This is a genomic window from Acinetobacter sp. NEB 394, from assembly GCF_013374795.1.
GTDB lineage: Bacteria > Pseudomonadota > Gammaproteobacteria > Pseudomonadales > Moraxellaceae > Acinetobacter > Acinetobacter johnsonii.
Genome location: NZ_CP055277.1, coordinates 3,148,212 through 3,172,803 on the forward strand (window position 1 = coordinate 3,148,212; position 24,592 = coordinate 3,172,803).

The window sequence follows — 24,592 nt, forward strand, 5'->3', positions numbered from 1 at the left end:
TTTTTTCATTTTAAGAAGAAAACAAATGCGTTACCCAGCATGGAAATATCTACTGATTCTCGTGGTTTTGACGATCAGTACATTATATGCCCTGCCTAGTTTGTATCCGGATGAGCCTGCGGTTCAAATTTCTGGTGCCAAAGCTGGTACCCAAATTGACCAAAGCATCGTACAAAAAGCAGAGCAGATTTTAAAATCTGAAAGTATCTCAAGCCATGACAACAGTTTTAGCAATAATGCTGCACTGTTACGTCTTGACTCTAGCGAAGCACAATTAAAAGCCAAAGAAGCGTTACGTCGTGGCCTTGGTGATGACTATGTTGTCGCGTTGAACTTGGCACCAACCACGCCAGAGTGGCTACAAAAAATTGGTGCAAAACCAATGAAGCTCGGTCTGGACTTACGTGGTGGTGTTCACTTCTTATTAGAAGTGGATATGGATAAAGCGATTGCTCAGCGCATGGAAACCTCTGCGACAGATTTACGTCGTCAGTTCCGTGACAACAAAATTAAATTTAACAGCCTTGCATTAAACAACAACACCATTACCGTTCAGTTCGCCAACAATGATGATCGTACTGCGGCTCAAGACTACTTACGTAGCAATGGTAATGAGTTTAATCAGCAAGCGGTCGCAACTGCGACAGGTTCAACCTTACGCTTAACCTATACCGATGTTCGCCGCCAAGAAATTCAATCTTATGCCGTGAACCAAAACTTAACCACTTTACGTAACCGTATTAACGAGTTAGGTGTGGCAGAAGCCTTGGTACAAACACAGGGTAGTAACCGCATCGTGGTTGAGCTTCCAGGTGTTCAAGACACTGCTGAAGCAAAACGTGTCTTGGGTCGTACAGCAAACCTAGAGTTCCGTTTGGTCTCTGACCAAAATGACCAAGTGATTGACCCTTATACGGGCAAGAGCAATGGTCAACCGCTTCCACCAGGAACCGAGCTTTTTGCATATCAGTCTTTAGACAGCGGACGTGAATTACTTTTAAACCGTAACCGTATTTTAACGGGTGAACGTGTTCAAAACGCATCAAGTGGCTTTAGCCAAGACACTGGCGGTGCTGAGGTAAACATTACCTTAGACACAGCAGGTGGCAAACTGATGGCCGATGCAACCCGGAATGCGGTGGGTAAGCGTATGGCTGTGTTGTTCATTGAAAATAAACAACGTATTAGCTATATCACCGATCCTGCGACTGGTGCACAAACCGAAGTCCGTACACCTTATGCAGAGTCTGTCGTGATTAACGCTGCAACTATTCAAGCAGTCCTCGGCTCTCAATTCCGTATTACGGGTCTAGATTCACCTCAAGAAGCGTCTGAACTTGCACTAATGCTACGTGCTGGTGCACTTGCTGCGCCAATGTACTTTGTTGAAGAACGTGTAGTGGGTCCAAGCCTCGGTCAAGAAAACATTGATAAAGGTGTGCTATCAACTCAAATCGGTTTCTTACTGGTCGCAATCTGGATGGTAGTCTTCTTCCGTCTCTTTGGTTTAATTGCTAACTTTGCCTTGGTCTTCAACTTAGCCATGATTCTAACGGTCATGTCTTGGATTGGTGCTTCCCTTACCCTGCCGGGTATTGCGGGTATCGTGATTACCATTGGTATGGCGGTCGATGCCAACGTCTTGATCTGTGAGCGAATACGTGAAGAAATGAAGTGGGGAGCATCACCCAAACAAGCCATTGTGGCGGGTTATGACCGTGCTTATAACACCATTTTCGACTCAAACTTAACCACATTCTTGGTTGCGTTTATCCTATTTGCTATCGGTACAGGCCCAATTAAAGGCTTCGCTGTGACCTTAATGATCGGTATTATCTGCTCTATGTTTACTGCTATTACAGTAACACGTGCGATTGTACAGCTCATTTATGGCAAAAAACGTAACTTGAAAAAGTTGAGCATATAAGGAGATCGATGATGACTGATGTGACTCAACAAGATTCAAAAAAATACGGCCGTCCAGATGATGAGCGTGTGATTGATTTTATGAAGATTGCGCTGCCTGCAGCCATTCTTTCTATTGTCTTAACCATCGGCAGCCTATTCTTTATTTTCACCAAGGGTCTTAACTTAGGTTTGGACTTTACTGGTGGTATTTCTGCCGAACTAAACTATAGCAAACCCGTGAAATCAGCCGATGTCTCTGCTGCACTGACCAAAGCAGGTTTTCATGACCCTGTGGTACAAACTATTGGTTCAGATCGTGATTTGATTGTACGTATGCCTGTACAAGAAGACACAGCGGCAGAAGACTTAACCAAAACCATTACCCAAGCTGTACAGCTACCGGGTAACTCAGCCTCAGTTAACAAAGTTGATGTGGTGGGTGGACAAGTCGGCAATGAACTCTACATTCGCTCAGCGGGTGCTGTGGCTTTAGCATTACTGCTGATGTTGGTCTACGTAACAATTCGCTTTGAGTTCAAACTGGCAATGGGTGCGGTACTGTCGTTGTTCCATGACGTGGTGGTCACCATCGGTATTTTTGCCATGATGCAGTGGCCATTTGACTTAACTGTATTGGCTGCAATTCTGGCTCTGATTGGTTTCTCACTGAATGACAACATTGTTGTTTCGGATCGTATTCGTGAAAACTTCCGTAAGATTCGTGGCGCTTCACCTTTAGAGATCGTTAACATCGCTTTAACTGAGACCCTACGTCGTACCATTCACACCTCAATGACTTTATTGTTGGTGGTGATCTCGATGATGATCCTCGGTGGTGATGGCCTTAAATGGTTCTCTGTTGCAATGTTTGTGGGCGTTTTTGTGGGTACCTACTCCTCAATCTACATCGGTACAGCTTTTGCTTTATGGCGTGGCTTAAACCGTCAAGACTTCATTGTTCAAGTGAAGCCTGAGTTTGAAGAAGAAAATGAAATTCCATAAATGCACACCATAGTGTGAAAAAAGAAAGCCTCTCAATTGAGAGGCTTTTTTATGTCGGTGTGAAGATGTTGTACCAGCTCTATCTGAGGCAACGCATAGCCACGGCAGGACTGCTCTGCCCGCCAAGCCACGGTCAACATCACATCTCCTAACTCAAAATTTTGATAGGCAAAACTCCCAATCAGCGGATGACTACACATGCCACCATTATGCGTTGGATGTGCTTGGGTGTTCAGTTCATTTAAGTTTAAACGAATGCCTAAACCTGATGCTTTAAGCACCGCTTCTTTGGTTGTCCAGACCTTAAACCAGTATGCTTTGTCCTGATCATACTGTTGCCACACGCGAAGTTCCTCTACGTGAAAAGCATGTTTAGCCAAAGCCTCAAAGCGAACTTTTCGGTTTAACTCCTCCACGTCCACGCCTAGATCCTGCATCCGCTCACTCGTAGCTAAAGCATAGTAATTTTGGCTGTGGCTATGATTGAAATGAAAAGAAGGCTGATCAACCCAATAGGGTTTACCTATCTCACTCAGTGCAATGGAGTGATCATCTACAACCATCTGCCGTTGTTTGGATAAGCATTGATTGCGATATTGATAAATGGCTTGTTTTCGCTGTGCAATTTGCTCGACACGTGACAGGCTGTGATCCACCTGCACAATGTCACCAATCTTTTTCAGCTCAACACGTATTGTCCTTGCCACTTTTCGTTCCTATCATGGTTTCATGCATCTTGACATCCTCCGCGACCTAAAGGACAGGGATTCCTACTGCTAGACGCTCATGTCCGAGCGCAAGAATATTCAGTGCGGAATTTATATCCCGATCATGGAATGTACCGCATTCCATGCACTGCCATTCTCTTATTCCAAGTCCCGTTCTACCTTTCGGACTACTACAGCGTGAGCCACAGCTCGAACAAGTTTGGGTGGTATAGGCTTCATTGACTTCTTTATACCATACACTTGCGTTCTCGCATTTATACTTGAGCATGGTTCTAAGTGTTGTCCAACTTGCATCTAATACAGACTTCGCTAGTTTAGTCCGTGCTAATGCCTTTGCATTCACATTACCAACGAAGATGGCTGCATGTTTATTCACCAATTTATGACTGAATTGATGTAGCGTATTTTGACGTATGTTTCTAATCTTGGCATGAATCGCTTTAACACGCTTTTTATTTCTAGCACGTTGAGCAATGCCAAGTTTTTGTTCGTATTGCCGATAGATTTGAGGGGCTTTGAGCTTTACGCCATCTGAACAGGTTGCAAGGTCTTTTAAGCCCAAATCTATACCGATTGAGGTATTACCCTTTGATTTAACTTGTTTTGTCTTATCAACAACTAAACAAACATACCAACGTCCACGACTGTCTTCTACAAATGAGCCTGTTTTGACGTTGTATTTTGATAGTCCATAGCTATCCCATAGCTTGAATTGATGCTTGCCATACTGCACGTAGCCATCAGCATATTTGATTGCAACCTTTTTGAAGGGTATCCAACCCAAAGAACGTCTTGCAGACTTCTTATTACTCACCCGCCATTTTAGCTTTGCTTTTTTAAACTGCTTTCTTCGAGTAACCAATTCTTCTGTTATCGCTTGAACAGTTTGACTATGCAGATTGCATTCTTTAGATGTGCCTTTCGTGTATTTAGCAATATCGTAAGCTGAAAGAAATTCACCTTTTCTTTTTAGATGTTTAAATCCTAAATCATTCACATAATTCCAAACAAAATTTACTTCCGATGCGAGTTGGTCTAGTACCTTGTAATGTTTGTCTTTTATGCGTAATTTAAGTGTTTTCATGATTAAAATATATTTGGTCTATGAGCAATAGTCAAGAGATTAGAACAGGTCGCCACTGTGTTTTTAATATGCATGTACATTTAGTCTTTGTGGCTAAATACCGTAGAGATGTTTTTACCAAAGCAATGCTTGAAACAATGCGTGAAGTGTTTGAGCGTATCTGCTTAGACTTTGAAGCCGAGTTGGTAGAGTTTGATGGTGAACACGATCATGTTCATTTGCTTGTGAATTATCCACCTAAAATAGCAATTTCTAGCTTAGTGAATAGTTTAAAGGGTGCTTCAAGTCGCATTGTAAGAACCAAACACCCTGAAATTAAAAACAAGCTATGGGGCAGTGCTTTGTGGTCGCCTAGTTACTTCGCTGCTTCATGTGGCGGTGCGCCAATTGGAATTGTTAAACAATATATTCAACAACAGCAAACACCGCATTAATGGCTTACGCCACTCGCTTATATCCTCGGGCTAAACCCATAGGTATCTACACAATTTCCGAGCTTTGCGTTAAATTGAAGAGCATGCTCTTCAATTTAACATCTCTGGTCTGGATCAGCGTCTTGTCAAACGTTATAACAGCCTTGTAAAACTCTATATGAATCCTCTTGCTTCACTTGCTCCCGCAATCAAAGACCTGGCCTCTACCCAAAAGTCGAGTTTCTCAACTACACAGGCTGTTTGGCGATTCCTGAATAATAATAAAATCTCTTTTAGTCAATTAAACCAGCCGATTAAGCTTCTTGCATGCGAACAGATCAAGACATCACCGCATCAGTATGCATTAATCGTTCATGACTGGTCTCAACTGCAGTATGTGAAGCACAGTCATAAGGTTCAGCGTCTTCAAAGAACAGAGGCGAATTCAGGCTATGAATTGCAAAGCAGTTTACTTGTCGATGCGTCATCAGGGCTCCCAATTGCGCCATTAGCTCAGACGCTAACAGATGCATCCGGCTGTTATTCCACATTCAGTGAACAATACAGCGAGCGCAAGTCCCATTTGGACTCACTCGCAGAACAAATCAAAACGATTGAACAGTATCCGATTGAGAAAACAAAAGTCCATATCATTGACCGTGAAGGAGACTCGATTGCCCACTTGAGGGAAATCAGCAGCCATGGTTTCAAATGGTTGATTCGGGCCAAAGAAAGCCATCGGATTGAGCATCAAGGGGAAACCTACAAAGTTGCAGAAGTCGCAGAAAAAGTAGTAACTCAGCAAGTTAAGCCGATTGCTTATAAAGGAAACAGGCATATGCTGCATGTTGGAGAAACCGATATTCGGATAACGCGTGCAGCAAAACCGAAGAGAAAAGATGATTTAGGCCAACGGGTTGCTCCCCAGCCAGGCAAGGCAGTTACAGCCAGATTAATTGTTGCTGTGGTGAAAGATGCTCAAGGTAAAACAGTCGCGAGATGGTCGCTGATCAGCAATGTTTCTTCAGAGATTGATGCGGTAGAATTAACCACCTGGTATTACTGGCGCTGGACAATTGAGTGCTATTTCAAGCTTCTGAAGCAGGCAGGCCATAACGTTGAATCATGGCTTCAGACCACACCTGCAGCGATTTTAAGACGGCTCCTGATCAGCAGTATGGCGTGTGTACTGACTTGGCGAATACAGCGTTCTGAAGATGAACAAAATCAGAAAATTCGTATATTTCTGGCCCGTCTTTCAGGCCGACAGCAGAAGAGAGGTAAGTTGGAAAGTGCACCTGCAATATTGGCAGGACTTTCGATTTTACTGAACACTCTTCAACTGCTCTCAGAATATTCAATAGATGAACTGAATGAAATCGCAACAATTGCATTAGGTACATCAAGATGTGTAGATACCTATGGGCTAAACCCCGAGGTTTTACGCTCCAATGGATAAAATAAAAAAGCCCAAAAATCACTTTGGGCTTTTCAGCATCAAAAACTTAATGCCAGATTAGCGCTTGAATTTCTTCTCAGCTTTCTTAAACTTCTGAACATAACGACGCTTACGCGCTGCTGTACGTTCATCCACCTGTGACTTACGTCCTTCAAATGGGTTTTCAGAGGTTTTAAACTCAATACGTACTGGCGTACCTTCAAGTTTGTACACTTTACGGAATACGTTTTCTAAATAACGACGATAATCCGCAGGCGTTTTATCAACTTTGTTACCATGCACCACAATCGTAGGTGGATTTTGTCCGCCCATATGGGCATAACGCATTTTAATACGGCGACCACCGACCATTGGTGGTTGGTGCGCATCTGTAGCATCACTTAAAATTTGTGTGATTTTTGCAGGTGAAACTTTCAAATGTGACGAATCATAAGCACGGTGAATCGATGGATATAGATCCCCCACCCCCGTACCATGCAATGCAGAAATTAAATGTACTTTTGCCCAAGGAATAAAGTCAAAGCGACGATCGACATCCAATTTACATTGTTTGCGATCATACTCAGACATGTTGTCCCATTTATTAATCGCAATCACCATCGCTCGGCCCGCTTCAAGCGCATAACCAATCAAATGTAAATCTTGCTCAACCACACCTTCACGTGCATCAAGTACAACCACAATGACATGGGCATCTTTAATGGCCTGTAGCGTTTTCACAATTGAGAACTTCTCAATCATTTCATCGACTTTACCTTTACGACGCACACCTGCAGTATCGATTAAGGTGTACTGACGGCCATCACGTTCATACGGGATATAGATCGAGTCGCGGGTTGTACCCGGTTGGTCAAATGCAACTACACGCTCTTCACCCAATAAACGGTTCACTAGCGTCGATTTACCGACGTTTGGACGACCAATAATCGCTAAACGTAAGCCTGTGTTCTTATCGTGCTCATCTGCATCTTCATCTTCAGGCACACTTGAAAGCACATCTTCAAGCATTTGCTGTACACCGCGACCATGGCTCGCAGCCACTTGCATAGGTTCGCCCATACCCAACTTGTAAAATTCAACAAGTGCAGCTTCGGCATGTACACCATCAACTTTATTCGCCACAAGGTAAACTTTCTTACCGAGTGTACGTAGCTCACGCGCAATTTGCTCATCCGATGCGAGCAGGCCTGCGCGTGCATCAACTACGAATACAATAATATCGGCTTCATTGATGGCAGTTTTAGACTGTTCTGCCATGTAAGAGTCGATACCACCTTCATTTTCGCCAATACCACCAGTATCAACCACAATGAAAGACTTATTTTGAAATACAGCATCACCATATTTACGGTCACGAGTCAGACCGGCAAAGTCAGCAACAAGCGCGTCTCGGCTTTTGGTGATCTGGTTAAATAGCGTTGATTTTCCGACGTTCGGACGACCAATGAGCGCAATTACGGGTTTCATAGATTAACCTTTATTCAAGATCAGCCAGTGAGACTGGTCTGAACATCAGAAACTGGAAGAAAATTAGGTGAAAAACCTGAATAAAAACTCGGGGTTTTGACTAAGCAAACACCCCGAGGAATTTAAAAAAATACGAATTTCGACTAGTTTAACATAAGTCGAACAGAATTAACGATTCTGCCAAATGCTTAATGCACCCTTTCGTGTTGCAACATAGAGTTGATCATCAATCACACGTAAAGTACGCACTTCACCAGACGTCTTCGCACGACCGATCAATTCACCTGTCGCAGGGTTCAGCATGTGCAAAACGCCATCTAGATCACCAACAATTAGGTCTTGGCCCAACATCACAGGATTACTCAATTGGCGGTTCAGCAGGCTGTCATTTTCCCAAAGCTTTTGACCCGTGCTAATTTCATAAGCCACCAACTTGCCGTCAGTTTGCGCTACAAATACACCATTACCCACAACTTCAGGGCGCTGCGTACTGCTTGAGTCTTCACTCCACACCACCTGCTGTGAAGCCAAATCTGTCATAGTCACTTGACCTTGATAGCTGGTCGTAATCAAGTACTGACCTGCCACTACAGGATCACCATCAACATCATTCAAACGTTGAATATCCGAACGACCATCCGACACAGCCACACGGCGCTGCATACGTGGCACACCTGTGAGCACATCTAAAGCATAAACATAGGCATTAGCTGAAGAAATCAGCACTGTACGTGCATCGACAGGAACAGGCGCTGCGTTGCCACGCAAGCTAAGTTGCACATTCGGTAAGTTATAGGTCCACACTTGCTGGCCTGTTGCCAAATCATGCGCAAAAACAGTACCATCATTACTTACAGAAATAACACGACCAGCTTGAATCAACGATGGCGCAAGAAGTGCACCCGTTAATTGTGCTGTCCATTTTTGCTCGCCAGTTGCTTGATCTAAAGCAAACAACTGACCTTTGGCGTTACCTACAATGACATGACCATCTGCAGCTTCGACGCCTGAACTCAAACCGGCTTTAGATACTTCTTTCTGCCATAGTTTTTGTTTGCCTTGATATGCCGTCACTACACCTTTAGGATCAAGTGCAAAAACTACACCGTTGTCTGCATCTAGGCGTAAACGTAAAGGATCAGCAGTCGAAGTTGAAGACACACTTTGAGAAAATACAGGAGTCAGAGTTTTCGCCTGAGTCAATTTTGGAAGTGGGTTCGGCTTAACTTCTTCTACTTTTCCACTACTTGCACAACCCGCAAGCGCTAAAGTTAATACGGTTAATGCGCACGAAATTTTGTATTTTCTATTCATTCAGTTTCTTCCGCTGCTGTTTCTATAAGTGGACGTTCGATTTCAGGATCATCAACTAAAATACCAACACTTTCGAGTTTAATTTGTAAAATTTGGCGTTCTTGTTTACGTTCAACCAACTGATCCCATGCACTTTGGTAGGCTTTTTTCGCATTTTCGATGTCGTTTTTAGCCACATAGACATCACCCAAAGCTTCATCGGCTGTCGCTTTAAAAGCAGGATCTTTTACCAATGCGAGGTTTTTAATCGCATCATCAAACTTCTTTTGAGCCAGTTGTGCATACGCTAAACGCAATTTCACAATTTGCACTAAGCCGTCGTCATCCACTTTAGAGTTTTCAACTTTCTTCAACGCTTTTTCAGCACTAGCATAATCCGCTTTGTCATAGGCCAATTTTGCCATCAACAATTGCGTTTGAATGGCTTGCGCCGAATCTGGTGCTTCTTTCACAATTTTGTCCGCAGTTGCAGACAAGGCTGTAAATGCATCGCCTTGCGTTGCACGTGCTTCATCCATCAATTGCTGAACTTTAGCCGTGTTCATTTGGTTCTCGGCCAAAGTTTTCTTCTGCCAGTATTGCCATCCAAAAAAGGCAATCAGCGCAATTAAAATCCCACTAATAATGGCTGAACCATATTTCTTAGTGAAAGACTTTAAACTATCAAGTTGTTCTTCATCACTTAATGCGCTCATGTGACTACCCTTTCCTTATATTTTGGCTTATTTTGAAGAAAATTTTTCAATCATAAATGGCACGATGTCATCCACCGCAACCAAAGTTTGTTCAGCTGTTGCCAACTCTTTTACGGCAAACTGTGCAGCTTCCACCTCGCGCTCACCCAAAATGAGGGCAAACAGTGCGCCAGACTGATCCGCTTTTTTCATTTGCGACTTCATTGAACCATGTGAACCAACTTTCAAACGAAGCGTGCTTGATGCAGCATCTAACTGGTTACGAATTTGTTCTGCAAGCACCAAAGCTTTGCCTTGAGAAGCGGGATCTGCCAATAAAAACATTTCGCAGTCACGTATAGGTGTAGCGTCTTCGACTTGCTCAAGCAACAACAACAGACGCTCCATGCCCATCGCAAAGCCAACTGCAGGTACAGACTGATCCGCCTTGCCTTTAAGCTGACCCACTAAGCCATCGTAACGACCGCCCGCACAGACTGTGCCTTGTGAACCCAAATGCGTGGTGGTCCATTCAAATACAGTTTTATTGTAATAATCTAAGCCACGCACCAGTTTTTGGTTAATCACGAAGCTCACACCTGCATCGGTTAAATACTCCTGCAAAGTGGCAAAGTGCTGTAGAGTCTCTTCCCCCATAAAGTCATGCAACTTCGGCGCATTTTCTAAAATGGCTTGAGTTTTGGCATCTTTAGAGTCAAGAATACGTAGTGGGTTGGTGGTTAAACGACGCTGTGAATCTTCATCTAAATCATTTTTATGTGATTCTAAGAACTCCACCAATGCCGAACGATAAGCTGCACGCTCATCAGACTCACCGAGAGTATTTAACTCAAGTTGAACTTTATCTGCTACACCCATGCGTTTCCACAGACGTGCCGTCATCAAAATCAGCTCAGCATCCATATCTGGGGTTGCCACACCAAAGGTTTCCACGCCGAACTGGTGGAACTGACGGTAACGACCCTTTTGCGGCTTTTCATAACGGAACATCGGCCCGATATACCAGACACGAGGCGTCGCACCGCGAAGCAAGTTATGCTCCAGCATGGCACGTACACAGCCTGCTGTTCCTTCAGGACGTAAAGTCAAAGACTCAGGCGGATTACCTTTGTCCAAGAAGGTGTACATTTCTTTTTCAACGATATCCGTTGCATCACCAATCGAACGTTTGAACAAATTGGTCTGCTCAACAATAGGCAAACGAATTTGCTGGTAGCCATACGCATCCATCAATGATGCGAGATGCTGTTCAAGACGTCTCCACGCTGGTGTTTGCGTAGGAAGAATGTCATTAAAACCTTTGATTGCGACAATTGAACTCATGATGAACTACGGATGATCTCTTTAGATTTAGCTTCTTCAAGCTCTGAAACACGCTGACGAACCATCGTTTCGATTTCGTCAACCAACTGATTTGTGTCAATTAAATGGCTCTTTTCACCATTACGATACACCAGTGAACGTGGACTTGCACCAACTACACCAATATCGGCTTCTTTGGCTTCACCCGGACCATTCACTTTACACCCAATCACCGACACATCCATTGGGGTACGAATATCTTCTAAACGCTCTTCTAAGGCTTGCATCACTGAAATCACGTTGAACTCTTGACGTGAACAACTTGGACAAGCAATGAAGTTAATGCCATTTGAGCGAAGACTGAGTGATTTCAAAATATCAAAACCAATCTTAATCTCTTCTTCAGGTTCCGCTGCCAAGGAAATACGCATGGTGTCACCAATGCCATCCAACAACAAACCGCCCAATGCAATCGCAGACTTCACTGAACCTGTACGGTAAATCCCAGCTTCTGTCACACCCAGATGTAACGGATTATCAATTTGCTGTGAAAGTAGGCGATAAGCGTCCATGGTTAAAAACACATTGGATGCTTTCACTGAGACTTTGAATTCGTGGAAATCTAAACGATCTAGAATATCAATATGACGCATCGCCGACTCAAGCAAAGCCTGACCTGTTGGCTCACCATATTTCTTTTGAATATCTTTTTCCAGTGAACCTGCATTCACCCCAATACGCATAGAAATATCGTTATGGCGTGCTGCGGCCACCACTTCACGGATTTTAGCTTCAGAGCCAATATTTCCGGGGTTAATCCTTAAACAGTCCGCACCCAAGTCCGCAACACGCAGTGCAATCTTGTAGTCAAAATGAATATCTGCAACCAACGGCACAGATGAACGCTTACGAATTTCACCAAAAGCCTCTGCCGCTTCCATGGTCGGTACAGAAACACGCATGATGTCCGCACCTACATCTGCACAGCGCTGAATTTGCGCCAGCGTTGCTTCCACATCACAAGTTTCAGTATTGGTCATACTTTGAATGCTGATGGGTGCATCACCACCGACATAGACTGAACCTACACGAATCTTGCGAGTAGGCTTGCGTTTAATTGGATTTACAATCATTGCTTTTCCTTGATCCCATTAACGTGACAAGCGGAAATCTGCTTTTCCACCGACGGTATATGGTGACAATGAAATACTTTCATTATTTAAGCTGAGTGACACAGCAGCAGCATCATCGATACGAATTTGAAAAGGAGTCTCACCCGCAAGCTCAAGCGTAGAAGCTTGACGCCCTGTTGCCAGTACCTTCCCCGTTGAATCGACAATATGTACAGATGTCGGACGATTGAACTCAAGTTTCAACTGATCCCCTGTGGTTGCAGCAGCTCCATTCATATTGATGATTTGTACATCAGACTCAGTCTGCGGAGTCGCAGCCTCATCTGTACTACCTGACCAATTCTGAATCATGCCAAACAACATTGCCAAAATCACAATTACAACAATCGCAATCAGTCCACGTTTCAACCATTTACGGTTACGGTCACGGTTAGAACCAGGTAATTTACCCATGATTTTAATCGGTGAATTATTCAATGCGTGATTCGGTAATAGTCCCGTATCATTGGCATAGATGTCATCAAAACGCTGAATAATCGTAGTGGCATCCACTTTTAGGAACTTCGCATAAGTACGATAGTAACCTTTAATGAAGGTGGCTTCTGGAAGCGCCGTATATTCGTCCTGCTCAAGCGCAGTTAAGGTCTTGAGTGGAATATTCAACTCTTTGGCAACGTCGCTTAATTCACGTTTTTGTGTAATACGAATTTGACGAAGATAATCACCCGGACGTTGGATATTTCCTAAAGCATTGCTAGAACCATTCGATTGTGGTGAATTAGGATTTACTTCCATACGGCCTCAGTAGTGTACTGTAATTGCAAATAACGTTTGTATTCTTGACTGTCTGGATACAATGCACGTAACTGGTTGACCAGTACTTGCGAACCCATTGTGTCATGATTTGCTCGCGCAATTCGGATCCCAATCCAAAGCGCACGCGCATCTAAGTTTTTCTCGCCCACCGCTCGCACAAACTGTTCATAGTATTGCGTAGCTTCAGCATTTTGCTGACGTAAATATGAAATTTCCGCCATTTCGATCATGGCAAGATAGGCACCTGAGTTTACCTGTAGAGCTTGTTTAAAAGCAGCTTCTGCTTCCGCCACTCGACCTACTTGTAGATACGCACGACCTAAATTCTCCAATGCTCGATAACGTTGATCATACCCTAAAGTTGAACCTGCAACTTGAAGTTGATCAATCGCGTCATTATAACGCCCAATTTGATATAAATACGTACCGTAGTTGTTACGAGCCTGTGCATTTTTTGGCTCAGCCGCAATCGCATGCTTAAAATAACGCTCAGCCTTTTCCACATTTTGTGGACTGCCTTCACGCTGTAACAATACGCCCATCATCATATTTGCAGATGCATCACGAGAGTCGATGTCTAATGCCTGATCCAATGTACGTTTCGCAGCATCGTAATCATTCGACTTAATATATTCAGCCGCCAACTGCGTTCTAACTTGTACTGCTTTACTTGGATCACCTTTCGTATTCACGGTTTGGCAACCCACCAAGTACCACACTGACACACCCAGTGTCAGCGCAAGGCAAAGTTTAGAAACGGGTTTTTTCAATTGGCATCCCCTTATATTATCCTTGTGAACGTAGAATCTCGTTTTTCTCTGCTACTTTCTTTTTCCACTGCTCAGCACGACGTGTTCGATCGGCCACTTGACCGACCAATTGTCCGCAGGCAGCATCAATGTCATCACCACGCGTTTGACGAATCGTACACACAAATCCAGCATCAGACAAAGTTTTTTGGAAAGAAATAATGCGGTTGCGACTTGAACGACCATAAGGCGCATGTGGAAATGGATTAAACGGAATTAAATTAATTTTACTTGGTAAGTTCTTCAACAGTTTAATCATCTGCTGCGCATGCTCAGGATGATCATTCACCCCATCCAACATCACATATTCAATCGTGACATGCTTACGCGCACTTTCATTACCGTCTTTAGCGATATAACGCTGACATGCTGCAATCAGCTGTGCCAATGGATATTTTTTATTGATTGGAACCAATTCATTTCGCAGTTCGTCATTTGGTGCGTGTAGGGAGATTGCCAATGCAACATCAATATCTTGTGCCAATTGATCAATTTTCGGCACTACACCTGAAGTTGACAAGGTCACACGGCGCTTAGACATACCGTAAGCAAAGTCATCTAGCATAATACGCATTGAGCTCAATACGGCATCATAGTTGAGTAATGGCTCGCCCATCCCCATCATTACGACGTTGGTCACCGAGCGCTCACGCTCAGCTACAGGCACATCTTCCATATAAGAATAGTTTGCGACCCACAACTGGCCAATAATTTCATCTGGGTTTAAGTCGCGCTGAAAGCCTTGTTTACCGGTTGAACAGAATGAACAATCCAGTGCACAGCCTACTTGAGATGAAATACATAAAGTACGGCGCAAACCACTGCGATGTTCAGCAGGAATCAATACGGTTTCAACCAAAGAGCCTTCGCCCTCACCGACACGAAACACCCACTTACGCGTACCATCTTTAGAATAGTTTTTATGCACCACTTCTGGCGCTTTAATTTCACAAAGCTTTTCAAGTTTTTCACGCAATTTACCTGAGATATTGGTCATCTCTGCAAAATCAGTCACAAAAAACTGGTGAATCCATTTCATCACCTGTCCTGCGCGAAACTTTTTTTCTCCCATATCTTCGAAGAATTTTTCAAGCTGCGGACGTGACATGCCAAGTAAGTTCACTTTCGCAACAGAGTTTTGCTGTGCAGGAGCGGATGGAGATTGTTGCTGTTCAGCCGAAACTGTAGAGACAGCGACCACTTCAGTACTCATGTGTATTACCTAAACCATGTCTAACGATGAAAGGAGAAGCTCAATAAACGAGCAGAAATTTATTCAGGGAATAAAAAAACCAGATAAGTATAATAACACTTATCTGGTTTGAATACTTCGAATTAACGAGTACGTGGAGCAATCTCAGTTTGAGCGAAGAAGTAGTTAACTTCACGATCAGCAGATACTACAGAGTCAGAACCGTGAGCAGCATTTTCGTCGATGCTTACAGCGAAGTCAGCGCGGATAGTGCCTGGAGCAGCTTCTTTAGGGTTAGTTGCGCCAAGAATTTCGCGGTGAGCAAGAACTGCGTTTTCGCCTTCAAGAACTGAAACAACAACTGGACCAGAAGTCATGAACGCAACTAGGTCAGCAAAGAAACCACGTTCTTTGTGCTCTGCGTAGAAACCTTCAGCTTCAGTTTGAGTCAAGTGTTTCATTTTAGTTGCAACGATTTGAAGACCAGCTTTTTCAAAACGAGCAAAAATGTCACCGATGTGGTTTTTAGCAACTGCATCTGGTTTTACGATAGATAAAGTACGTTCAATAGCCATGATTGGCTCCTTAAGTCAATGTAGACATGAAAATTTTGGCGCATTATACCGACATAATGCACAATTTTCTGCTTTTACTCTGTAAAAAGTTGCTTTTTTCGATGCAAGGATTATCGTGCTTCGTCAATCCATGCCATTTGAATTGCTTCAAGCAAACCTTCAGTCGACTTGGTCGGATCATCACTAAAGTCTGGTAAGGCACATACCCAAGCATGTAAGTCTGTAAAGCGAATCCACTGTGGATCGACATCTGGATGAGCTTCATACAACTCAATAGCAATATCAATAGTGTCTGACCAACGTAAGCCCATGGTGGAGTCTCATCACAATGTAGAAGATACTGTACTGTAGCAAACTCTGAAATTTAAGCGCTAGTTTGTTTGAGATAAAATTGGGCTTTTTTACAACACAATATTTAAAAATGGTGCACTACAAATTAAAGCGACGGCTACGACTGCACCTATAGCCGCTCCGACCAACACATCACTTGGATAATGCAGCCCTAAAATCATGCGTGATGCAGCAACCAGAACAGTAAAAGGCAACATAAGCACCAATAAAATTGGCTGTACGAAGCCCAATAACGTACTGACCATCACCGCATGTAAAGTATGACCTGAAGGAAAACTAAAATGGTCAAGCGGTCGCTCACCCATTCGAATCACTTGATGTACTTGATAGGGTCTTGGGCGAATAGTTTTGATTTTTAAAACTTTATAAATTAAAGTCCCGCACAACGAACCAAGCACCAAATACACGATTTGTAAACTGTAGACCAATCCTTGCAACAACCAAGTTAAGGCCAACATGGTGTACCAAAAGATGCCATCCCCCAATCGACTGATCCGCTTAAAAAAATTGGCTACAGTATGTGAATGGGAAAAATGATTGAGATAAACACAGCCTTTTAAATCTAAATCTAATATTCTTATTTTTGCAGTTTTAAGATTCATACCACTTCTCCTTAACAACAATGTTGAAAGTTCAGCTGGAAAATCATTGTTATATGACGATTTAATTCATCAAAATCGCTTCTCGTTAAGCTCATATTAAAGGGTGTTTTTGACAGTTTGATGATTTAAATTAAAACCCATCAAAATTACCCAACTCGTCTTTATCACTGACGCTTTTAAAACAGCTATTGGTTAAGGTGCTGCCTTAATATTTGCCACGTGATATAAGGCTTGCTCAAACTGTTTTACAGGATACTGCCAGCCTACACTCTCAATGTCTTGACGCGCTTGAGTTCCCATACATCTAAGCACCTTTTGCTCTGGCAACTGAATAATAGTTTGCATAAAGTGTGCCACTTGTCCAAAAGGACTCAACCACCCTGTTATACCTTGCTTGATATAACGCTGCGGACTGGCATAGTTATAGGCCACCACAGGTAAGCCACTGGCCATGGCTTCGAGTACCACATTACCAAAAGTCTCTATTTGACTAGCAAAAACAAAAGCATCTGCACTGGCGTAGACTTGAGCGAGTGACTGCCCTGTTAAACTTCCCGTAAAAATAACATCTGAGCCATTTGCCATCTCAATTAAGCGCTTACGATCTGGCCCATCCCCCACAATCACCATTTTCAACTTGCGTGATTGTTGCTTCTTGATATTCAAATAGCTTTCAATGAGCACATCGACTTCTTTTTCTGGAGATAAACGTCCCACATATAGCAACACAGAAGTATTGACATCTGCTTGCCAACGCTGACGCAATTGTTCTGAGCGATGCTCTGGATGGAAGCGAGTTGTATCGACCCCTCGCCCAACCTCAACCAAAGGACAAGTCACTCCAAAGGCCTGGAGTTGATTTAACGTCGTTTGACTCGGCACACAGGTGAGTACCGTATGGTTATGAAACCAGCGAAGATAACTTTCAATCGGTTTGACCAGTAAAGCCAAATCAAAGAAGCGACTAAAGTCATGAAAAGTTGAATGAAAGCCACTTGATACTGGAATTTGATGTGCTTGAGCAGCATACAGTGCCGTCAACCCCAACGGTCCTTCCGTCACAATATGGACCACATCTGGTGTGAAGCGTTCAATCGCTTTGCTGACTTTGACATACTGTGGCATACCAAATTGCATGTCGGCATATTTAGGAATGCTCTTTGCCCAAACCAAACACTCCTGTTCTGCCTGAAAGTCGGTACATATGGTTTTTTGTATTGGGCGGATGAGCTGAATACGATGCCCCAGTTTCTGCAAACCTTTACACAGTTGTAATAAAGAGTTCGCAACACCATTGATTTCTGGTGACCATGTTTCCGTCACGATGGTTATTTTTAACTTGGGCTTAAGTGTTTCTTGAAGGATAGAGAGTTCTTGCTGAAGATCATGCCGATGTTGTTGTTTGAGGTAAAACCGCTGAGTTTCTGGAAAATTGTGCTGTTTGAATAATTTTGTTGTCATTGAACCGATCATGTTATTCCAAACTTTTCTTATTGTCTCTCAAGTTTAGTTAAACTATTTGACAGTTTGATGATAATGAATGCAATCAAATAAAAAGATACCTATGATTAGTAGGTATCTTTTTACATATTAATAGTTTAAAGACCTAAAATTTAAAACATCAAATTAATATACAAGCTATCCTTATACACACCTGCTGGGGTTAAGGCAGTTGGGCGCTCCATCAATTGCACCAAGACTACAAACTTATTTTGCTCAGTTGCTGGTTGAGCAATAGGGCTATTCCAACGTGATGCACTTGCTCCTGAAATATTCATTTGAGTTCTCAATTTATAGTTTTTCTCATTGACTAAATAACTACTCCCTGTTGCATTAGTTAAATTACGCGAATTGAATTTAATCGCGTAATTACTATCACAAGCCACTGAGAAAGAAGTTGCAGCTTGACTAAGATACGATGAACTTAGATTCAACTGGCTTGAAGTTAAACGCTCAATTTGACACTGTTTTGCATAAGCTATTGGGGTGGCCGCTACACAAAACAGCAGTATAATAATGTTCAGTTTCATGGCTCTACTCCATTTATTTACACTGAAGATCCAGTACTGATGAGTTGTCATCATTCTTAGTATCTGTAATTGTAAGTTCTGCCGAACAACTGCGTGCTTCTTTAGTTTTAATTTGTATCTTATATATTCCCGGAATCAAACCATAAAGCGTTACGCTACCATCGGTAGAAATCGGATAAACCTCTCCTTCACCATTATTATCAATATAAAGCTCCGAACCAGCAGCAAAAGACCGATTGTTACTGTCTACTGGTTTAACAGTGACTTGTTTCGCATGGAATACTGGGAAATTGATGATATAACCGCGTTGATTTAAAGCTGTTAATTGTTTGCTTGAATACTGTATTTTATCTTCGATAGGTAGTTGATTTTGATCAAATGCAATGTCGTATTTAACATAAGGAATAACATCATGAATAAAGGCATACCCCTTTTTATTGGTTTTATCAACATAGGTCAGCGATCTTAAAATATCAATATCTTGATAATCCCCTACTTTGACTAGAGTAAATGCGTTATCAACCATTTTAGTAAAACTGATTTTATTACCCAACCAAACAACTGCTCCTCGATAATTTAACTGTGATTCACGATCTTCACGACCTTGCACATGATAGAAATCTAAATCTCCTACGTCTGTTTTAACAACACCATTAAAGTTAAACATCGTGTCTTCACTACGACGGTTTACGCCAAGAGAATAATCGAACCCGACTTGATTGGAGTCATATTTCACTAACTGGAGGTTTGTATTTTGGTCAGCTGATTGACTAAAGTAAACGGACTTATTATCAAAACTGTAGCTAAGTGAAAGAATGCCGCCTGAGTCTTTCCTATCACCAAAAGAGTTGAAATAACTCAAACCAAATGAAATTCGACGACCAAAATTCCGATTAAACCCAACATTTATTACCTTTTGGTTACTATTAGGAAAATCAGGATTTTCATAATATTTTTGTTCTGCATAGTTAATATTTAGATTATGCAAATAGGGCACATTACTCATACCAAAATATGCAAGATTTTCAAATTTCGGATAGTTAGAATTGGCACCTAACTTGTCTCCTAAAAATTTAAAATCTTTTTCTGTATATTTTGAACTCGCCCCCATTGAAAATCGACCAAAGTCTTTACTTGCGGATAACCCATAGGAATAATTAAATTGGTTTTCATCATCATGAGAAGCAAGAACAACACTATCGAGAACAAAAATATTACTAATCGCTTGTGTCCACATGAACCCTATATTTTGTATATCTTTACTGTAAGATAAATTGCTTCCTAACGTTGTTGAGTTTGACATACCTCTGCGAAAATAAGTATTCACAAAGAAGTCCCTATAATCACTGCTATCCAAATTATAGTTGTAACGAAGTTTACCTGCTGCAACACTATATTCATTCAAACCAGATCGTAATAGTCTATTGGTCACCATAATAGGAAAGCTTTGTACACTTCGATTCCCGAGTACATCCTCAACTACAATTTGCGCATTACCTGCTTGTTGGATTTGTGCCCCCATCAGTAAGTTATAATCACCAGGGCTCACCTTTTGATTATAAATATTTACGCCATTTATATATAAATCAACAGTAGAAGGAACGCGTGCACTCCCTTGTAAACTTGGCATATTCCAGTACACAAAATTTGGTCTTTCAGTGTAATTCGTCCCCCAATTTAAACCTGCAAAACGTAAAGAATTAATCAAAGGGTTATATGTAGTTGTAGTATCCCCTATCGTTAAGCGGGTCATATGTTTAGGAAATTCAAAATCGACACTACTACTCAGGCGAACCACCCGCTCATCAGTGGGGGTATTCTGATACAACATAGAGTTTTTCATGATCCAATAATCTTTGAAAACCCCTAGCTCCATAAGTCCACTATATGAGTTATTAGAATTACTAGTGGCATAAAGAAAATCATAATTTATGAAACCACCAAAACTGGCTTTTTCTGGAATAACACTTCCATTTAAGTTATTAAAATCAGATTCAAAAGAGTCTGTAGGAATAGTCAATTTAATGGATTGTGATGAGTCATCAAACGCTGACTGAATTACTCCTGATGACACTGAACAAAACTCTGGCCGAGAGGAGAGCGTTTTTAATTGGCTCGTTGTAATTTGACGTTCTGCCAGTATATTACATTCAATATAGTATTGATCGCCTTCTTTTAATAAGGCAACATCCGTATGATGATCTAAATCATTAATCCATAAATTTGCAATATTCTCTTCCAGCACAGCTTCACTGGCATTCACATTTAGTGCAAAAAAAATATGAATAACGATAAGTATTCTTATTTTCGTATTCATCGTAAACTCCCCACCTCAGACTAATCCGAGAATTTGAGTTCCACCATTTTATCGTTCTTATCAGTAAACAATTGAACATAATAATTTTTAGGATTTGATATTCGTGTATTGTTTAAATCATAGGACGTGCTTTTATTTGCAAGCAAATAACTCATAGTCTCCGTTTTAAAAACTTCTTTTTTATTAGCATCGACAATCTTCAAATTTGCAATTTGAATATGTGAATTCGCGTTATTTTTAACAACGAGTTTATTATTTTCCACATTAAATTTGAGTTTAACATCTTCTTGCTTACCAACAAAGAGGGGTAAATTAAAGCTGACCAGAAAATTTACTGAAGATTCTTTTACAGCCTGTGGAATTTCATCAACAATCACACGCCATGTCCCTTCTTGTTGCCCTTCTAAAACCGACTCTACCGGACGATTAAAACCGACACGAATGGTTTGCTTGCCATTGGCTTGTAAAATAAAATTCTTAGGGTTAATAATTAAACTATTGTCAGGCTCAAGCACATTTTCGCCATTGTCTTTTTGAGTCCACTTAAATGCTTTAACTTCAAAAATTCGCTTTTCTGTCTCATCTTTAGATTCTAGGGTTAATGTTGTTGTTCTTTGCTTTGCGGGATTTTGAATATACATTTGGACTGGGTCAACTGAAACACCAGCATGTGTTCCCGACATATAAAACATCGAAGACACCAAAATCGCTATTATTTTATTCATGTTACACCCCTTATTATAATTTTAAAAAACCTAACCTGATACTGTGATCAAGTTAGGCTTAGTTTGACCAGATTAGTAGTAAACTTTAATTTTATAAGTATCGTTGTATGTACCCGCACGTTGGAAGGCACTTACTGCTGCATTTGTAACAGATACAGAGTATACATCATCAGCTAGACCATTGTGATTTGAATTACCGAATGGAATTACACCACCGCCTGTTTTATTTGTAACAATTGTTGTTGGTACACGAACACTACCATCATCTTCATGTTTCACATAAGTGCTGGCACTTGTACTAGTGTTTGCTGTTTGAATGTTAAGCGTATAGTGGGTATTACTACGCACAGTGTAGGTTGAACTCTGAGTTCCACCATTTTTATTTAAGGTAATTGCAGTACCACCGAGTACTTCACATTTTTTAGGAATTTCCAATTTAATAGGAATATCTTTTTCACAACCTACAGAAGTACAGTTCCCCCAGTTATAACCTGCATGAAGGGCTGTAGAACCTGCACTCATTAGCGTTGCAACTAGCGATGCTTGTAGTAATTTATTCATAGCTACTCTCCGAGACTTTTCTTTTAAAACTGATTAATTGTTATGATCACCCTTAATTAAACTGGACCTTGTTTGGCTACCAAGCTTTTCTTAAGTGTGTTTTTATTCTAGTTGTTCTGTATAAAAAACCATCTATGCAGCCTTTTTCACTCAAATACAGACTCAACTTTAAAACCTCAAAAAAGTAAAATTAAAATAATGTTTTTATTGATATTTTATTTATTAGTTAACTTTTTAAACCCCTAAAAATAGTTACACCACTTTCAGTGATGCACAATTTTAGTGCTTTTTTATATTTTAAGTAGATCTCTGTTTTATCTTAGAAATTTTTAACATTTCAAATTTACATTTAATTACATATTTGGGTGAATAATTTCTTAATCCGCTAAAAAATCCATTTTTCATCTTTTTTTTACTTTACATTTCTACTAATTATTAAATTTAGGTCGATCATCTCGCTAAAATTCAAAGTTTATTCACATGCTATTTACCCAATTTCAGTGATTGAACAATATGACTAAAATCACATAATCAAGCCTTAAATTTACATGACCTACTATTTTAGAAATCAAAAACTCACACTAAAAACCCAAACGTAATGATAGGTACACTTTTTTGAGAGTTTCGTTTATTGCAATAAAGCCCATGGATACGTTATTAATCCAATAGTTTTTGGATCATATATGCTACCCATATATCTAGCACTGAAATGAAATAAACGTGGACTCCATATAACGATTTTGAACACGGGTAAGATCAACTTATAGCTGTGTACCGATAGCCATATCATGGCCCTATTTATACTCACATCTTTATAATTAATAGCTTTGTCCCACATAAAACATGATAGTAGATCAATAAAAAAAACCTACCGAAGCAGGGTTTTATTACTTAAAATAAGCTAGATCAGAAACTTAGTTCTTTTCTTTATCTACGATTTTGTTCGCTTGAATCCAAAGTACGAAAAAGATGAAAGCACTGCTTTCATCTTTTTGAGGCACGTAACAATAAAAATAGAAAAAACCCACTCAAATAGAGTGGGTTTTCGCATTCAAATCAATTGATTCGAGAAATTAATTCTTCTCTTTATCAACGATCTTGTTCGCTTGAATCCACGGCATCATTGCACGAAGTTTATTACCAGTTACTTCAATACCATGTGCTGCATTTTGACGACGACGAGCAGTCATAGATGGGTAGTTCAACGCACCTTCTTGAATGAACATCTTCGCATATTCACCAGATTGGATACGTTTAAGTGCATTACGCATCGCTTCACGAGACTGTTCGTTGATGACTTCAACACCAGTTACGTATTCGCCATATTCAGCATTGTTCGATACTGAATAGTTCATGTCCGCGATACCGCCTTCAAACATCAAATCAACGATTAGCTTAAGTTCGTGTAAGCATTCGAAGTAAGCCATTTCAGGTGCATAACCTGCTTCTACCAAAGTTTCGAAGCCCATTTTCACAAGTTCTACTGCACCACCACAAAGAACTGCTTGCTCACCAAATAGGTCAGTTTCAGTTTCTTCACGGAATGAAGTTTCAATGATACCTGTACGACCACCACCTACGCCTGAAGCATAAGAAAGTGCTACGTTGCGTGCATTACCAGACGCATCTTGATGAATCGCGATTAAGTCAGGAACACCTGAACCACGTTGGTATTCAGAACGTACTGTATGACCTGGTGCTTTTGGAGCAACCATGATCACGTCAAGATCAGCACGTGGAACAACTTGGTTATAAAGAACAGAGAAACCGTGAGCAAATGCTAATGTTGCACCTTCTTTGATATTTGGCTCGATCACGTCACGATAAAGTTGTGATTGGAACTCATCTGGAGTCAAGATCATGACAACGTCAGCTTGAGCAACTGCAGCAGGAACTTCAGCAACTTTAAGACCTGAATTTTCAGCTTTTTTCCAAGAAGTAGAACCAGCGCGTAAGCCTACAGTTACGTCTACACCAGAATCTTTAAGGTTAAGCGCGTGTGCGTGACCTTGTGAACCGTAACCAATGATCGCTACTTTCTTAGATTGGATGATAGATAAGTCGCAGTCTTTATCGTAAAAAATTTGCATTGCTGTCTCCGCTAAAATG

At 41.2% G+C, this 24,592-nt stretch carries 23 protein-coding genes; 4 read left to right on the forward strand and 19 right to left on the reverse strand.

The features are described from left to right. Positions 1 to 25: 25 nt before the first annotated feature. Together secD and secF are read left to right on the forward strand one after the other, a co-directional pair. Positions 26 to 1,927: a protein translocase subunit SecD gene (gene secD / locus HUK62_RS15240; RefSeq protein WP_058870295.1), complete on the forward strand. Its 1,902-nt coding sequence runs from the start codon at positions 26 to 28 to the stop codon at positions 1,925 to 1,927. A gap of 8 nt (positions 1,928 to 1,935) precedes the next feature. Beyond that, positions 1,936 to 2,910: a protein translocase subunit SecF gene (secF, locus tag HUK62_RS15245; RefSeq protein ID WP_005401700.1), complete on the forward strand. Its 975-nt coding sequence runs from the start codon at positions 1,936 to 1,938 to the stop codon at positions 2,908 to 2,910. 32 nt (positions 2,911 to 2,942) lie between these two features. Here the strand turns inward: secF and HUK62_RS15250 are convergent, their stop codons facing one another. Further along, complete coding sequence (locus tag HUK62_RS15250; protein WP_005401701.1) at positions 2,943 to 3,617, reverse strand: 4'-phosphopantetheinyl transferase superfamily protein; 675 nt, start codon at positions 3,615 to 3,617, stop codon at positions 2,943 to 2,945. Positions 3,618 to 3,663: 46 nt separating this feature from the next. Then, positions 3,664 to 4,722 (reverse strand): RNA-guided endonuclease TnpB family protein, encoded by a 1,059-nt coding sequence (locus HUK62_RS15255; RefSeq protein WP_005402022.1) that lies wholly within the window; start codon positions 4,720 to 4,722, stop codon positions 3,664 to 3,666. Between the two features lie 20 nt (positions 4,723 to 4,742). Between HUK62_RS15255 and tnpA the strand changes: the two genes are divergently transcribed. Then, positions 4,743 to 5,156 carry an IS200/IS605 family transposase gene (gene tnpA, locus HUK62_RS15260; protein ID WP_005402021.1) on the forward strand — a complete coding sequence of 138 codons (414 nt, stop codon included), beginning with the start codon at positions 4,743 to 4,745 and terminating at the stop codon, positions 5,154 to 5,156. 157 nt (positions 5,157 to 5,313) lie between these two features. Continuing rightward, positions 5,314 to 6,594 (forward strand): transposase, encoded by a 1,281-nt coding sequence (locus tag HUK62_RS15265; protein ID WP_130235004.1) that lies wholly within the window; start codon positions 5,314 to 5,316, stop codon positions 6,592 to 6,594. 57 nt (positions 6,595 to 6,651) lie between these two features. On the opposite strand, the gene der is transcribed toward HUK62_RS15265, so the two are convergent. From der to ilvC, 17 genes are all read right to left on the reverse strand, one after another. Then, a complete protein-coding gene (gene der, locus HUK62_RS15270; protein ID WP_004697684.1) occupies positions 6,652 to 8,061 on the reverse strand; it encodes a ribosome biogenesis GTPase Der in 1,410 nt (469 codons plus the stop codon). Positions 8,062 to 8,229: 168 nt separating this feature from the next. Next, positions 8,230 to 9,375 carry an outer membrane protein assembly factor BamB gene (bamB, locus tag HUK62_RS15275; protein WP_058870298.1) on the reverse strand — a complete coding sequence of 382 codons (1,146 nt, stop codon included), beginning with the start codon at positions 9,373 to 9,375 and terminating at the stop codon, positions 8,230 to 8,232. Next, positions 9,372 to 10,070, reverse strand: coding sequence for a tetratricopeptide repeat protein (locus tag HUK62_RS15280; protein WP_005401704.1), 699 nt, complete (start codon positions 10,068 to 10,070; stop codon positions 9,372 to 9,374). The genes bamB and HUK62_RS15280 overlap by 4 nt, the downstream gene beginning before the upstream one ends. A 27-nt stretch (positions 10,071 to 10,097) precedes the next feature. Next, positions 10,098 to 11,393, reverse strand: a complete 1,296-nt coding sequence (gene hisS / locus HUK62_RS15285) for a histidine--tRNA ligase (RefSeq protein WP_176538281.1) — start codon at positions 11,391 to 11,393, stop codon at positions 10,098 to 10,100. Continuing rightward, positions 11,390 to 12,505 carry a flavodoxin-dependent (E)-4-hydroxy-3-methylbut-2-enyl-diphosphate synthase gene (gene ispG, locus HUK62_RS15290; protein ID WP_004697677.1) on the reverse strand — a complete coding sequence of 372 codons (1,116 nt, stop codon included), beginning with the start codon at positions 12,503 to 12,505 and terminating at the stop codon, positions 11,390 to 11,392. The genes hisS and ispG overlap by 4 nt, the downstream gene beginning before the upstream one ends. A gap of 18 nt (positions 12,506 to 12,523) precedes the next feature. Then, positions 12,524 to 13,300, reverse strand: a complete 777-nt coding sequence (locus HUK62_RS15295) for a helix-turn-helix domain-containing protein (RefSeq protein ID WP_176538282.1) — start codon at positions 13,298 to 13,300, stop codon at positions 12,524 to 12,526. Then, entirely contained in the window at positions 13,291 to 14,091 is an 801-nt protein-coding gene (gene pilW / locus HUK62_RS15300) for a type IV pilus biogenesis/stability protein PilW (protein ID WP_004983514.1), read from the reverse strand. Before pilW ends, HUK62_RS15295 begins: the two co-directional genes overlap by 10 nt. Positions 14,092 to 14,107: 16 nt before the next feature. After that, complete coding sequence (gene rlmN, locus HUK62_RS15305; RefSeq protein ID WP_004697671.1) at positions 14,108 to 15,343, reverse strand: 23S rRNA (adenine(2503)-C(2))-methyltransferase RlmN; 1,236 nt, start codon at positions 15,341 to 15,343, stop codon at positions 14,108 to 14,110. Positions 15,344 to 15,465: 122 nt separating this feature from the next. Continuing rightward, complete coding sequence (ndk, locus tag HUK62_RS15310; protein WP_176538283.1) at positions 15,466 to 15,897, reverse strand: nucleoside-diphosphate kinase; 432 nt, start codon at positions 15,895 to 15,897, stop codon at positions 15,466 to 15,468. A 110-nt stretch (positions 15,898 to 16,007) separates the two neighbouring features. Then, on the reverse strand, positions 16,008 to 16,208 hold the full coding sequence (gene iscX, locus HUK62_RS15315; RefSeq protein WP_004697668.1) for a Fe-S cluster assembly protein IscX: 201 nt from the start codon (positions 16,206 to 16,208) through the stop codon (positions 16,008 to 16,010). Positions 16,209 to 16,298: 90 nt separating this feature from the next. Further along, positions 16,299 to 16,850, reverse strand: coding sequence for a phosphatase PAP2 family protein (locus HUK62_RS15320; RefSeq protein WP_176538284.1), 552 nt, complete (start codon positions 16,848 to 16,850; stop codon positions 16,299 to 16,301). A gap of 192 nt (positions 16,851 to 17,042) precedes the next feature. Then, positions 17,043 to 18,323, reverse strand: a complete 1,281-nt coding sequence (locus tag HUK62_RS15325) for a glycosyltransferase family 1 protein (RefSeq protein WP_176538285.1) — start codon at positions 18,321 to 18,323, stop codon at positions 17,043 to 17,045. Positions 18,324 to 18,463: 140 nt separating this feature from the next. Further along, positions 18,464 to 18,880: a hypothetical protein gene (locus HUK62_RS15330; protein ID WP_004983505.1), complete on the reverse strand. Its 417-nt coding sequence runs from the start codon at positions 18,878 to 18,880 to the stop codon at positions 18,464 to 18,466. Positions 18,881 to 18,893: 13 nt separating this feature from the next. Further along, positions 18,894 to 21,197 carry a fimbria/pilus outer membrane usher protein gene (locus HUK62_RS15335; protein ID WP_176538286.1) on the reverse strand — a complete coding sequence of 768 codons (2,304 nt, stop codon included), beginning with the start codon at positions 21,195 to 21,197 and terminating at the stop codon, positions 18,894 to 18,896. A 20-nt stretch (positions 21,198 to 21,217) separates the two neighbouring features. Next, entirely contained in the window at positions 21,218 to 21,922 is a 705-nt protein-coding gene (locus tag HUK62_RS15340; protein ID WP_176538287.1) for a fimbria/pilus periplasmic chaperone, read from the reverse strand. Positions 21,923 to 21,994: 72 nt separating this feature from the next. Continuing rightward, positions 21,995 to 22,483 (reverse strand): hypothetical protein, encoded by a 489-nt coding sequence (locus HUK62_RS15345; RefSeq protein ID WP_176538288.1) that lies wholly within the window; start codon positions 22,481 to 22,483, stop codon positions 21,995 to 21,997. Between the two features lie 1,073 nt (positions 22,484 to 23,556). Beyond that, entirely contained in the window at positions 23,557 to 24,573 is a 1,017-nt protein-coding gene (gene ilvC, locus HUK62_RS15350; protein WP_176538289.1) for a ketol-acid reductoisomerase, read from the reverse strand. Positions 24,574 to 24,592 lie beyond the last annotated feature (19 nt).